At 66.7% G+C, this 13,242-nt stretch carries 12 protein-coding genes and 1 riboswitch; of the genes, 7 read left to right on the forward strand and 5 right to left on the reverse strand.

Translation table 11 applies throughout. The features are described from left to right. Positions 1–66 precede the first annotated feature (66 nt). The 5 genes from urtC (at position 67) to EV666_RS03485 (ending at position 4,693) form a co-directional block, all read left to right on the forward strand. A complete protein-coding gene (gene urtC, locus EV666_RS03465; RefSeq protein ID WP_132003158.1) occupies positions 67–1,326 on the forward strand; it encodes an urea ABC transporter permease subunit UrtC in 1,260 nt (419 codons plus the stop codon). A 23-nt stretch (positions 1,327–1,349) separates the two neighbouring features. Then, positions 1,350–2,099 (forward strand): urea ABC transporter ATP-binding protein UrtD, encoded by a 750-nt coding sequence (urtD, locus tag EV666_RS03470; RefSeq protein WP_132003161.1) that lies wholly within the window; start codon positions 1,350–1,352, stop codon positions 2,097–2,099. A gap of 132 nt (positions 2,100–2,231) precedes the next feature. Continuing rightward, complete coding sequence (urtE, locus tag EV666_RS03475; RefSeq protein WP_132003164.1) at positions 2,232–2,921, forward strand: urea ABC transporter ATP-binding subunit UrtE; 690 nt, start codon at positions 2,232–2,234, stop codon at positions 2,919–2,921. Positions 2,922–2,958: 37 nt separating this feature from the next. Next, on the forward strand, positions 2,959–4,191 hold the full coding sequence (gene fmdA, locus EV666_RS03480; RefSeq protein WP_132003167.1) for a formamidase: 1,233 nt from the start codon (positions 2,959–2,961) through the stop codon (positions 4,189–4,191). A 139-nt stretch (positions 4,192–4,330) separates the two neighbouring features. After that, positions 4,331–4,693 (forward strand): FmdB family zinc ribbon protein, encoded by a 363-nt coding sequence (locus EV666_RS03485; RefSeq protein WP_132003169.1) that lies wholly within the window; start codon positions 4,331–4,333, stop codon positions 4,691–4,693. 104 nt (positions 4,694–4,797) lie between these two features. On the opposite strand, the gene EV666_RS03490 is transcribed toward EV666_RS03485, so the two are convergent. The 5 genes from EV666_RS03490 to cobO form a co-directional block, all read right to left on the reverse strand. Continuing rightward, positions 4,798–5,919, reverse strand: coding sequence for an acyl-CoA dehydrogenase family protein (locus EV666_RS03490; RefSeq protein WP_132003172.1), 1,122 nt, complete (start codon positions 5,917–5,919; stop codon positions 4,798–4,800). Between the two features lie 10 nt (positions 5,920–5,929). Beyond that, positions 5,930–7,141 carry an acyl-CoA dehydrogenase family protein gene (locus EV666_RS03495; RefSeq protein WP_132003175.1) on the reverse strand — a complete coding sequence of 404 codons (1,212 nt, stop codon included), beginning with the start codon at positions 7,139–7,141 and terminating at the stop codon, positions 5,930–5,932. A 124-nt stretch (positions 7,142–7,265) separates the two neighbouring features. Next, positions 7,266–8,486 carry an ABC transporter substrate-binding protein gene (locus tag EV666_RS03500; RefSeq protein ID WP_132003178.1) on the reverse strand — a complete coding sequence of 407 codons (1,221 nt, stop codon included), beginning with the start codon at positions 8,484–8,486 and terminating at the stop codon, positions 7,266–7,268. Between the two features lie 480 nt (positions 8,487–8,966). Further along, positions 8,967–10,415, reverse strand: coding sequence for an amidohydrolase (locus EV666_RS03505; RefSeq protein WP_132003181.1), 1,449 nt, complete (start codon positions 10,413–10,415; stop codon positions 8,967–8,969). A gap of 226 nt (positions 10,416–10,641) precedes the next feature. After that, entirely contained in the window at positions 10,642–11,268 is a 627-nt protein-coding gene (gene cobO, locus EV666_RS03510; RefSeq protein ID WP_280990822.1) for a cob(I)yrinic acid a,c-diamide adenosyltransferase, read from the reverse strand. Positions 11,269–11,376: 108 nt separating this feature from the next. Next, positions 11,377–11,614, forward strand: a riboswitch (cobalamin riboswitch). A gap of 37 nt (positions 11,615–11,651) precedes the next feature. Between cobO and EV666_RS03515 the strand changes: the two genes are divergently transcribed. Together EV666_RS03515 and cobW are read left to right on the forward strand one after the other, a co-directional pair. Next, complete coding sequence (locus EV666_RS03515) at positions 11,652–12,158, forward strand: DUF1636 family protein (protein ID WP_342635643.1); 507 nt, start codon at positions 11,652–11,654, stop codon at positions 12,156–12,158. Continuing rightward, positions 12,155–13,234 (forward strand): cobalamin biosynthesis protein CobW, encoded by a 1,080-nt coding sequence (cobW, locus tag EV666_RS03520; RefSeq protein ID WP_132003184.1) that lies wholly within the window; start codon positions 12,155–12,157, stop codon positions 13,232–13,234. Before EV666_RS03515 ends, cobW begins: the two co-directional genes overlap by 4 nt. Positions 13,235–13,242: the final 8 nt, after the last annotated feature.

Here is a 13,242-nt window from a genome sequence, read left to right on the forward strand (position 1 = left end):
CTCCCGGGCGACGCGGACCGCCGCCCGGGATCCCGAATTCACCGAACGCCTGTTCCGGAGACCGCCATGCGCCTGTCCTTTTCCGCATCCGACCCAGGCCTGAGGCGCCAGATCATCGGCCTCGCCCTCCTCGCCGCCCTGCTGCTCGTCGCGCTGCCGCTCGGTCTCGACGCCTTCCGGCTCAACCTGTTCGGCAAGTATCTGTGCTTCGCCTTCGTCGCCATCGGCCTCGTGCTGTGCTGGGGCATGGGCGGCATTCTTTCTCTTGGCCAGGGCGTGTTCTTCGGCCTCGGCGGCTACGCCATGGCCATGTATCTGAAGCTGGAGGCCTCGACGCCCGAAGCGACGAAGATCCAGTCGACGCCCGGCATCCCGGACTTCATGGACTGGAACCAGCTGAAGGCGCTGCCGCTGTGGTGGGAGCCGTTCCACTCCCTGCCTTTCACCCTCATCGCCATCATCGCCCTGCCGGTCGCCTTCGCCTTCATCATCGGCACGGCCATGTTCCGGCGCCGGGTGGGCGGCGTGTACTTCGCCATCATCACCCAGGCCATCGCCGCCATCGCCACCATCCTGATCATCGGCCAGCAGGGCTACACCGGCGGCGTCAACGGCATCACCGACCTGCGCACCCTGCACGGCTGGGACATCCGGCCGGACAGCGCCAGGGTGACGCTGTATTTCGTCTGCGCTGGCCTGCTGCTGCTCGCCGCCGTGCTCGCCCTGTTCGTGCAGCGCAGCAAGCTTGGCCGCATCCTGATCGCCATGCGCGACCAGGAAGACCGGGTGCGTTTCTCCGGCTACGACGTCGCCGCCTTCAAGACCTTCGTCTTCTGCCTCGGCGCCGTCTTCGCCAGCGTTGGCGGGGCGATGTTCACCCTGCAGGTTGGCTTCATGTCGCCCACCATCGTCGGCATCGTGCCGTCGATCGAGATGGTGATCTTCTGCGCGGTCGGCGGCCGCCTGTCGGTGATCGGCGCGGTGTATGGGGCGCTGCTGGTCAACCTGGCCCGCACCAGCTTCTCGGAGAGCTTCCCCGAACTGTGGCTGTTCGGCCTCGGCGCCCTGTTCATCGCCGTGGTGATGGCCTTCCCGTCCGGCCTCGCCGGGGTGTGGGTTGAGCGCATCGAGCCGCTGCTGGCCCGCCTGCTGCGCCGCAAGACGACGACGCCGGCGGACCCGAACGCCCCGGAAGCGCCCGAGCCCGCCCCCCTGACCCGCGACGCCGCCGGGCGCCGCCCCGGCGCCGCCACCCTGAACGCACTGTCGACAAATCCTTTGCCCGCAACTCCCATGACAGACGCCGCCGCCCGCGCCGCGCTCTGAACGTCTGACCGGAGGATCGCATCATGTTCGAAGAGCCATCCCACTTCATCCTCACGGTCGAGGGCCTGACGGTGTCGTTCGACGGGTTCAAGGCGGTTGACGGGCTCAACCTCTACATCGCCCCCAACGAGTGCCGGGTGATCATCGGCCCCAACGGCGCCGGCAAGACCACGGTGCTCGACCTGATCTGCGGCCGGACGAAGGCCACGGGCGGCTCCGTGCGGTTTCGCGACATGGAGCTGCTGAAGATGCGCGAGGACCAGATCGTCCACGCCGGCGTCGGCCGCAAGTTCCAGACGCCCAGCGTCTACGAGGATCTGACCGTGTTCGAGAACCTGGAGATCAGCTACCCGAAGGGCCATGGCGTATTCGGCGCCCTCGCCTTCCGCCGCGACGCCGCCGTGAGGGACCGGATCCGCGACATCGCGGAGCAGATCTTCCTGGATGACTCGCTGGAGAAGAAGGCCGGGCTGCTGTCGCACGGCCAGAAGCAGTGGCTGGAGATCGGCATGCTGCTGATCCAGGACCCGCAACTGCTGATGCTGGACGAGCCCGTGGCCGGCATGTCGGTGGCCGAGCGGCGCAAGACCGCCGAACTGCTCAACCGCATCATCCAGGACCGCAGCGTCATCGTCATCGAGCACGACATGAGCTTTGTCGAGGACATCGCCACCCGCGTCACCGTCCTGCACCAGGGCAAGCTGCTGTCCGAAGGCTCGCTGGCCCACGTCAAGGCCGATCCCAGAGTGGCCGAGGTCTACCTGGGCCACTGACGGGCGCGCCGGGTCAACCAGCCAGGTCACCCGCAAGTATCTGATTTCATTGAACCTGCAACGAAACGACGCCCGGATTGCGTCCGCAGGTCACGGCGTGCACCCGGGGCCGCCGCAGGAAAGGAGCCAGCCATGCTGAAGATCGCCAACCTCAGATCCGGCTACGGCGCGTCGGAAGTGCTGCACGGGCTCGACCTCGAACTGGCGCCCGGCGAAATCGTCGCGGTGATGGGCCGCAACGGCATGGGCAAGTCGACCCTGATGAAGACGCTGATGGGGATCATCCCCGCCATGGGCGGCGAGATGTCGGTGGCGCAGACGCCGCTGAACGGCCTCAAGTCGCACAAGCGCGTCGCCGCCGGCGTCGCTTACGTGCCCCAGGGGCGGATGATCTTCTCCGCCCTGACGGTGCAGGAGAACATCGAAACCGGCCTCACCGTCACCGGCCGGCGCGAGGCGCCACAGGACCTCTACAGCATGTTTCCGGTGCTGTGGGAGATGCGCGGCCGGCGCGGCGGCAACCTCTCCGGCGGCCAGCAACAGCAGCTCGCCATCGCCCGGGCGCTGGCTTCCGACCCCAAAACCCTGCTGCTCGACGAGCCGACCGAGGGCATCCAGCCGTCGATCATCAAGGACATGGCCCGCACGCTGAAGCAGCTGCGCGACGCGCGCGGCCTGTCGATCCTGGTTTCCGAACAGGTGCTGTCGTTCGCCCTCGACGTGGCCGATCGCATCGTCGTCATCGACAACGGCCGCTTCGTGCACGAGGCGCAACGCGCCGACGTCGACGCCGCCGCGGTGGAGCGGTTCCTGTCCGTCTGAATTCCCTGTTTCCCTGTTGTTCAACCGTGAGGACGCCATGGCCGAGACCCTGATTTCCGTAGACCTGTCAGCAAACCCGCACAGCAACGCGAACGTGCACAACCGCTGGCACCCGGACATTCCGATCAACGTCTGGGTCGCGCCCGGCGATGATTTCAAGATCGAGTGTTATGACTGGACCGGCGGCCAGATCAGGAACAACGACGACGCCTCCGACGTGCGCGACGTGGAGCTGCCACAGGTGCACTATCTCTCTGGCCCCATCGGCGTGAAGGGCGCCGAGCCGGGCGACCTGCTGGTGGTCGATATTCTCGATATCGGCGCCAAGGAAGAGATGCAGTGGGGCTTCAACGGCTTCTTCTCGAAGAAGAACGGCGGCGGCTTCCTCACCGACTATTTCCCCGAGGCGCAGAAGTCGATCTGGGACTTCGAGGGCATGTTCACGAAGTCCCGCCACGTGCCGGGCGTGCGCTACGCCGGCCTGATCCATCCGGGGCTGATCGGCTGCCTGCCCGACCGCAAGATGCTGGACGCATGGAACGCCCGCGAGAAGGCGCTGTTCGACACCAACCCCGACCGCGTGCCCGGCCTCGCCAACCTGCCGGACGGCGGCCCCACCGCCCACATGGGGGCGCTGAAGGGCGAGGCGCGCGACAGGGCGGCGGCGGAAGGCGCCCGCACGGTGCCGCCGCGCGAACATGGCGGCAATTGCGACATCAAGGACCTGTCGCGCGGCTCGAAGGTCTATTTCCCGGTCTATGTGCCCGGCGCCGGCCTCTCCATGGGCGACCTGCACTTCTCCCAGGGCGACGGCGAGATCACCTTCTGCGGCGCCATCGAGATGGCCGGCTGGCTGCACATCCGCGTCAGCCTCATCAAGGAGGGCATGAGCAAATACGGCATCCGCAACCCGATCTTCCGCCCCTCGCCGATCGCGCCGAAGTATGACGACTATCTGATCTTCGAGGGCATCTCGGTGGATGACGCCGGCACGCAGTATTACCTCGACGTCAACGTCGCCTATCGCCAGGCCTGCCTCAACGCCATCGAATATCTGAAGAAGTTCGGTTACTCGGGCGCCCAGGCCTATGCCATTCTCGGCACCGCGCCGGTGCAGGGCCACATCTCCGGCGTGGTCGACGTGCCCAACGCCTGCGCCACCTTGTGGCTGCCGACCGACATCTTCGAGGGCGACCTGACGCCCGGTCCCGACGGCCCGAAGAAGCTGGTGGACGGCTCGGTGGACGTGCCGCTGGCGCCAGACCTGTAACCGCCGGTCTGGCCAGGGGGCGGAGGCCCTGCTTCCGCCCTCACACCTGAACAATGGCGCGGCGCCTGCCGCCGGGGCCACGCAGAAAACCAACCCGACCGGACGCCATGCCGTCCCGCGACATCATCCGGAGAACGCCATGCCATCCTACGATTATGAATGCGCCGGCTGCGGCCCGTTCGTGGCCTTCACTAGCATGGCCCGCTACGCCGCCCCCTGCGCCTGCCCGGATTGCGGCGCGGAAAGCCCGCGCGCCTTCATCAGCACGCCGATGCTCTCCGGCATGAGCAGCGAGCGCCGCTTCGCCTGCGAAACCAATGAACGCAGCGCCCACGCGCCGCGCCGCCTGTCAAAGGACGGGCCGACCGGAGCCGGCGCCCGCAAGCACGGCGCCGGCTGTTCCTGCTGCAGCAACAAGACGCTCGCCCCGCGCAAGACCCTGCACCGCCCGGACGGCTCGAAAAGCTTCCCCACCGCGCGGCCGTGGATGATTTCCCACTGAAGAAAGTCTTGCGGAACGAAAACAGGGTCTGGAGCCGCCGGCTCCAGACCCTGTCGATGCTGGTCATGCGCCGTACAGCCGGCGGCGACTTCAGGCAGCGGCGATCAGGCCGCCTGGCCGATCATGCGGAAATGATAGTCGGCGGCGCCGAACATCGACTCGAACGCCAGCACGCGCTTCATGTAGTGGCCGACCGACAGTTCGTCGGTCATGCCGACGCCGCCATGGGTCTGCACCGCCGCCTCGGCGATGGCGCGGCCAAGCTTGCCGACCTGGGCCTTCAGCACCGAAACATCGCGCGCCGTCAGGCGGCCGGCTTCGGCCAGCGCCGTCGAATAGGTCAGCGTGGCGTGGGCCCTGGCGAGCGCGATTTTCATGTCGGCGAGGCGGTGCGCCACCGCCTGGAACGTGCCGATGGCGACGCCGAACTGCTTGCGCGTGGTGGCGTAGGCGCCGGTGATGCGCATCAGCGCGCTCATGGCGCCCACCGCTTCCGCCGCCAGCAGCAGGATGGCGTCGGCGACCAGCCGGACGATCACGTCATGGGCGTCGCGAACCAGCACGTCGGCGCCGGCGACCTTCACATTGTCGAACCGCACGTGCGCGGCGCTGCGGCCGTCCTGGGTGCGGAACGGCGTGAAGGTCACGCCATCGGCCTTCGGATCCACCAGCAACAGCACGAGCCCGGCCGCGTCGCCTGCCTTGCCCGCGGCGCGGGCGGCGACAACCAGAAAATCAGCCTGCGCCGCCCCAAACACCAGCCGCTTCTCGCCATTCAGCGTAAAGCCGTCTCCAGACGCCGTGGCGGCCATGGCGATCTGCGCCGGAGCGGCAAGACCACGACCCTCGTCATAGGCGAAGGCGCCGACGCTGGCGCCGCTGGCAAGATCAGCCAGGCGGGCGCGGGCGCCCGCGTTGTCGCCAGCCGCGACCAGGGCGCCGCCAGCAAGCGCCAGGGCGAAGGCCAGTGGTTCGACGGTCAGATGCTCGCCGCAGGTTTCCGCGACCGGAACCAGCGTGGCGGCCGAGCCGCCGAGGCCGCCAACCTCCTCCGGAAATGGCAGGGCCAGAACGCCGAGTTCGGCAAACTGGCTCCACGTTTCCTTCGACCACGCCGCGCCCGAACGCAGCAGGCCCTGGCGGGCGTCGAAATCGTAGTTGCGGTCGAGATAGCGCGCGACGCCGTCGCGCAGCATCACCTGCTCTTCGGTGAAATTGAAATCCATGTTCCAGTCCTCACCGATTGGCGGCCAGCACGGTGCGGGCGATCAGATCGCGCTGCACTTCATTGGAGCCGGCATAGATCGAGGTCGCGCGGGTGTTGAGATAATACGGCATGGCGATCAGGTCGAAGTCGTCGCCCAGCGGCGCCACGTTCGAGCCAACCACCAGCGCCTCAAGCTGCTGCGGAACGGTTTCGATGCCGGAGACGCGGGTCATCATGATCGAGATGCGCTGCGACAGCTCCGAGTTCATGGTCTTGTTAACCGACGGGTAAGCCGCGTCGCGGGCCAGCGGGTGGCCGCTGATGGCCAGCTGCTCGAAGTGGCGGCAGGACATCACGTCCGCCTCAAGCTCGCCGAGATCGCGCTGGAACACCGCATCATCAGCCAGCACGCCGCCAAACGGCGACGGCGTCTGCCGCGCCGTCTCGCGGATGCGGGCGATGGCGTGCAGCATGGCCGGGCTGGCGGCCGAGCCGCCGCGCTCGTGCTTCAGCAGGTGCTTGGCCACGGACCAGCCGTCGTTTTCCGCGCCGACGCGGCCGGATTGCGGCACGCGCACATTGTCGAAGAACACCTCGCACTGCTCCGGGAAGCCGTCGAGGCCGATGATCGGGCGGATTTCCATGCCCGGATAGTCGGTGCGATCCAGCAGCAGGAAGGTGATGCCCTCCTGCTTCTTGCCAGTCTTGCTGGTGCGCACCAGCATGAACATGCGGTTGGAATGGTGCGCCAGGGTGGTCCAGATCTTGGAGCCGTTGATGATGTAATCATCGCCGTCCGCCACGGCGGAGCACTGCAACGACGCCAGATCGGAGCCGGCGTTGGGCTCGGAATAACCCTGGGTCCAGTAGTCCTCGCCAGAGAGAATGCCCGGCAGATGCTTGCGCTTCTGTTCTTCGCTGCCAAGCTCGATCAGCATCGGGCCGACCATCTGCAAACCGTTCGGCAGCAGCGGCGGCAGTTCGCGCTTGCGGCATTCTTCTGCGAAGATGTAGCGCTGCTCGACGCTCCAGCCGGTGCCGCCGTATTCCTTCGGCCACGCCGGGGCGGCCCAGCCCTTCGCGTGCAGGATCCTGTGCCAGGCCATCACCTGCTCAAAAGGCGCGAACACGCTGGTGGTCTTTTTGCCGGCTTCGCGAATCGCTGGCGTCGGCGCGACGTCAAGAAACTCCGCGACCTCCCGCCGGAAGCTCTCAAGCTCCGGCCCGAATTCAATATTCATTGCAGTTTCATGCCCTTGCATCATCTGATCATGGGCTCCGGCGCGCACGCCGGAGCCTGATTTCATTGCGACCGCATGGATGGGGCGAACGGCGCCCCATCCAACAGCGCCCCATCCGCAGGCGTCAGCCCGCGGCGGACGTCGGCTTGTCGGCCAGGTCCCACTCGTCGCCCTTGTAGGCGCCCATGATCAGCTCGTTGAAGGGCGAGTAATCCTCCGGCGTGATGGCGTAGGAGATGCCGGGCAGCAGGGCCGGCGTGGTCATGCCCTTGAGGTTGGTGGCCTGGCGCAGCAGGTTCTCGTGGGTCAGCTCATCGCCGCAGCGCTCCAGCACCTTGTGCATCAGCACCGCCACGCCGTAACCGAGGAAGGCGGTGTTGTTGTCCGGCGTGATGTTGGGCAGGCGACGGGCGCGTAATTCCTGCCAGGCGACGACGCCGGGGTCCTGCGCCCAGCGCTTGCCGCCAATGTCCTTGACGTACTGCGGCGAGACGATGCCCTGGATGGCTTCCTTGCCGGCGGCGTTGAGGATCGAGGTGGCGTTGGAGGTGCTGATCAGCAGTTGCAGCACGTTCCACTTCAACTCATGCGCCTTGCGGATGGCCAGCGAGGCGAACTTGCCGGAGGCGCAGTTGTAGAACACGTCCGCGCCCGACTGGGCCAGCTTCAGCATCTGCGAATCGACGGTCGGGTCGGTCAGGTCGTAGTGCGCGTCGGCGACGATGGTTCCGCGATTGCCCAGCGCGTCCTTGAACAGACGGAAGTAGTCGCGGCCAAACTCGTCGTTCTGGTACAGGGCGGCGACCTTGGCGCCCGGCTTCACCTTCGCCGTGTAGTTTGCGAGAATGGCCGCCTCAATGTTGTAGAGCGGCAGCCCTGGCGTGGTCCACGGGAAGTGCTTGGGATCATTCCAGCGCGGCGCGCCAGCGTTCAGCAGAAGCTGCGGAATTTTCTTGCTGTTCAGGTACTTCTGCACCGAAGCCTGGGTCGCGGTGCCGAGCGAACCGAACAGGCCGAGCACTTCTTCCTGCTCCACCAGGCGGCGGGTCGCCTCCATGGTCTTGGGCGGGCTGTAGGCGTCGTCGAGCGAGATGAATTTGATCTTGCGGCCGTTAACGCCGCCCTTTTCGTTCAGATCATCGAAGTAGGCGGCCTGGGCGAGGCCAACGGCGCCGTAAACCGAGCCTGCGCCGCTATAGGGAATGGTCTGGCCGAGACGGATCTCGGTGTCGCTGGCGCCCTTGTCATACTTCTTCGCGCCAGCGGCGATCGCCGGCGCGCCGCGCAGCGTGAAGCCAGCGCCGAGCGCGCCAGCGCCGGCCAGCAGGAATGTCCGTCTGTCCATGGTGTCCCCTCTCAAAACTTCTGACGCCAACACGGCGTTTGCATTTCTGTTGCGTCGGCCAGACAGCCCGGCCATCCGGTCCTGTCAGGCTTTCACGTCCTGTCGCGGCGCGAACGTCCGCCGCACCGCCGTTTTGTCGCCATGTCCAGGCGTCTTCGTCCCGGTCCCTGGCAAATACGTCGTCCTGCATCCAGCCCCGGCCATGAACGTCGGGGACAGCCTCCCTCAGTCGGCGCAAACGGATATGGAGCGCAGTTTGCAGGCATCCGCAAGAGGTGCGGGCGCATGGGATCGTTGCATCCAGAACCAATAGCGGCCGCCGCCGGACGGATCGGCGCGGCCGGGCGACAGTTTCTGATATGTTATCAATAAATTATCCCGCCATGTCCGTCAGACGTGGCGGCGGGCGAGCGGCGGGCGGCGGCCAATCGCCGCCGCACGAAACACGCGTCGCCGAGCACGCGCTTCTGGGGCCGACGGTCAATCAGCGCCAGTTTTGCCGGCGGCCTGTTTCCCCGCCGGTTTCGCCAGCAACTCCAGCGCCGACAGGGTCGCCACCCGCGTTCCAAAGGGAATCGCCTTCAGGTCGACGATGAAGTTGGGGTTGTGGTTCATGTAAGGAAACTTCTTCCCTTCCTTGACCGCCCTGATGAACACGCCGGGATCGGCGACGCCAACGAAAGTATAGTTGAGCGGCACATCGGTGAAGTCGCCAAGCAGATGGTGAAAATCTTCGGAACCGTTGGCGCGCGGCAGATTGGTGATCACGGCTTTTTCGCCGATGGCGGCTTTCAGGCTCGTGGCGAGACGTTCCGAAAGCTTGCTGTCGTTGACAAGCGGGGTGGCGCCGCCCTTCATGGTGATGGTGGGGTCGGCGCCAGGCGCCGCGTAGGTGGCGGCGACGCCGGCGTTGACTGCCCTGATGCCCTTCAGCAACTGCTCGCGCACATCCGGATTGTACCAGCGCAGGTTGGCCTTCAGCAGCGCGGTCGCGGGAATGACGTTATTGTCCGCCCCGGCCTGAACCGATCCAACGGTGATCACCGCCATTTCCTGCGGGTCGATCATGCGGCTGACCACGGTCTGGTAACCGAGCACCGCCATGGAGGCCATCACCACCGGATCGCGCGCCATCTGCGGCGTCGAGCCGTGGCCGCCCACGCCCCTGAACAACACGTCGAGCTGGTCGGTTCCCGCCATGCGCGGCCCCGGCGCGTTGGCGATGGAGCCAACAGGGATCGGCGCGGTGTGCAGGCCAATCAGGAAGTCGGGCTTCGGCACGCCGCGCCTGCCGTACAGCCCGTCCGCCACCATGGCTTTGGCGCCGGTGATCAGTTCTTCGGCTGGCTGGGCGACCAGCACCAGGGTTCCGCTCCAGTCCGCCTTCATGGCGACCATGTTCTTCGCCATGCCCAGCATCCAGGCGACGTGCGCGTCGTGGCCGCACATGTGCGCCACCGGAACTTCCGAGCCGTCATCGCGCTTCACCGTCACCTTGCTGGCGTAAGGCAGCCCGGTTTCCTCCTTCACCGCGTTGGCGTCCATGTCGGCGCGGTACATGACGACGGGACCAGGGCCGTTCTTCAGAATGCCGACGATGCCGGTCTGGCCGATGCCTTCCTTCACCTCAAAGCCCAGCGCCTTCAACTCCCTGGCAACGATGGCGGCGGTGCGCTTTTCCTGGAAACCCAGTTCAGGATGCTGGTGAATGTCCTTGAATATCCCCGTGAGGCGCGCCGCGTCGTCCTCCACCAGCCTTGTCACGCGGCTGTTGAAATCCGCTGCGGCGCCCTGGTCTTTCCTGGACGCAGCCTGGGCTTCACGCGCCACCGCCGGATTTTGCGGGGCCGCCGTCTGCGCCAGCGCAGGCAACGCCACGGTGAACAGGGCGGCTGTCAGCACGCTGCGAATGGCGATGTTTCCGGACATGGCGTTCCCCCTCAACTGACTGGAGCAGATTCCTTCACGCCGGACCGGAATTACGCTCCAGTTTTCTGATCCGACGCATTTTCCTCATCCAAAGCGGCTCCACCTGGCTGGAAAACGCCCGGCCGCCCTCACGCCAGCTTTTTCGTCTGTTGTTTGGCATGTTAGCGGCGACGTGCGCGCGGCGCTGCAATTTTCCACTTCCAGGCGGGTTTTCACCAGCGCCCCATCAGAATTCCACCCCCTGCTGCGCCTTCACGCCGGCGGCGAAATGATGCTTCACGGCGCCCATTTCCGTGACCAGGTCGGCGGCCGCGAGCATCTCCGGTTTGGCGTTGCGGCCGGTGACGACCACGTGCAGGTCCGGCCGGCGCGCCTGAAGGCGGGCGACCACGGCGGCCAGATCGAGGTAGTCGTAGCGCAGGGCGATGTTCAGCTCATCGAGGATGACCAGACTGTTCGCCGGATCATCCATCATGGCGCAGGCCGTTTCCCAGGCCCTGGCAGCCGCCGCCACATCACGGTCGCGGTCCTGGGTTTCCCATGTGAAGCCCTCGCCCATGGAGCGCCAGGTCACCAGGTCGTCGAAGCGTTGCAGCGCCTTCTGCTCGCCGGTGCTCCACGCCCCCTTGATGAACTGCACGACGCCAACCCGTCGCCCGTGCCCCAGCATGCGCAGGGCGAGGCCGAAGGCGGCCGTCGATTTACCCTTGCCAGGGCCGGTGTTGACGATGAGCAGCCCCTTCTCGATGGTCTTGCTGGCGACCTCCGCGTCCTGCACCGCCTTGCGGCGGGCCATTTTTTCCTTGTGGCGCCTGGCCCCATCATTGCGTCCGGCTTCGTCGTCATTGTCCACGTCGTTGATCCTGTCCAGGTCCTGTCGCGCCAGGCCGGCCACCGGGCGGAAAATCCGCGCCGTCACCACGGCCAAAGCCGTCACATTGACAAAATACGCCGGCCCACACTAGATGCCGGCAGCGATGGTCTTCTTCCCAAAAGGAAGAAGTAAAAGGGAAAGCGGTGCGCCGCGTCCCCCCGCGCGCCGGCCTGGCCGGCGACATGGGGCTTTGCGCGCAACTCCGCTGCTGTACCCGCAACTGTAGGCGGACAGCCGGCGTCACATGCCACTGGGGCAACCTGGGAAGGCGACGACCGGCGTTTGATCCGCGAGCCAGGAGACCTGCCCTCGCTACGGATTCACCATGTCGTCCGGCGGGTTTACCGGGCAGGGAGAACAGCGTGAGCAAACACGTTCCGTCGCTGGAACCGCCAGCGGCTCCTGGCTCCATCGCCAGTGAAAGCCATCTTGCCAGCGAAGACCGCCCCGCCGGTTCGCCGCCTTGCGACGCGCCAGACGCCGCTGCGGGCGTGATCATCGTGGTGTGCGAAACCTGCCGCCGCCCCGAAGACCCCACCGCCGAACCGCGCCCCGGCGCGGCCCTTTGCGCCAGCGCCGAAGCGGCCGCTGACGGCACGCCGTTTACGGTGCGCCGGGTGTCCTGCCTCTCCAATTGCAAGCGCGGCCTCAGCGCCGCCATCGTCAGCGATGCGGCCTGGACCTATGTGTTCGGTGACCTGAAGCCCGACAGCGGCCCCGACCTGCTGCGCGGCGCTGAACTGCTGGCCGGCTCGACAGACGGGCTGATGCCGTTCCGCCCGCGGCCGGAAACGCTGAAACGCGGCATGATCGCCCGCATTCCCCACATGCAGACGCTGCTGTCTTCTCCCGCAAAGGATACGCCATGAACGCCCTGGGACCCCACGCCCCGCCGAGCGCCGCCGTCGCCCGCCCCGGCCAGACGCGCACGCCCTGCACCGTCATCACCGGCTTCCTTGGGGCCGGCAAGACAACGCTGATCCGCGCCCTGCTGGAGAAGGCGGACGGCCGCAGATTCGCGGTGATCGTCAACGAGTTCGGTGACGTGGGCATCGACGGCGAACTGCTGAAGAGCTGTGGCCTGGCCTCGTGTCCTGGCGAGAACATCGTCGAGCTGGCCAATGGCTGCATCTGCTGCACCGTGGCCGACGATTTCGCCCCGGCGCTCGACCGCATCCTCGCCCTGCCCCAGGGGGTCGATCACATTCTGATCGAGACGTCTGGCCTGGCGCTGCCGAAGCCGCTGGTGCAGGCGTTCAACTGGCCGGAAATCCGCAATCGCGTCACCGTCGACGCGGTGATCGCCGTGGCCGACGCGGCGGCGCTGGCGGAAGGCCAGGTGGCGCACGACATGGAGGCGCTCGCCGCCCAGCGCGCCGCCGATGAATCGCTCGATCACGACGACCCGGTGGAGGAAGTGTTCGAGGACCAGATGGCCTGCGCCGATCTGGTGGTGCTGACCCGCACTGATCTGATCGACGCCGCCGGCCTGGAAAAGGCCCGCGCCCATGTGGCCGCCCACGTCGCCGCCGGCGTCAGGACCATCGCCGCCGCCCATGGCGACGTCGATCCGATGGCGCTGATCGGCCTTGGCCATGCGGTGGAAGACCAGATTGAAGGGCGCAAGACCCACCACGACGACGAACTGGACCACGAGCACGACGACTTCGACAGCTTCGTCGTTGATCTGGCCGATCCGCAGTCGCCGGAAGACCTGGCGGCGCGGGTGCAGGCGGCGACGGGCGTCGACAATGTGTTGCGCATCAAGGGCTTCGCCCGCGTCGCCGGCAAACCGATGCGCCTGGTGGTGCAGGCGGCCGGTCCCCGCGTCAGCCATTATTTCGACCGGCCGTGGCGCGCCGGTGAAACGCCGGCCACCCGCCTCGTGGTCATTGGCCTGAACGGCCTCGACCGCGCCGCCGTCGAGGCCGCCCTGAAGGCGTAAAGCACCCG

Origin of the sequence: Camelimonas lactis, assembly GCF_004342915.1 — a bacterium.
Taxonomy (GTDB): domain Bacteria; phylum Pseudomonadota; class Alphaproteobacteria; order Rhizobiales; family Beijerinckiaceae; genus Camelimonas; species Camelimonas lactis.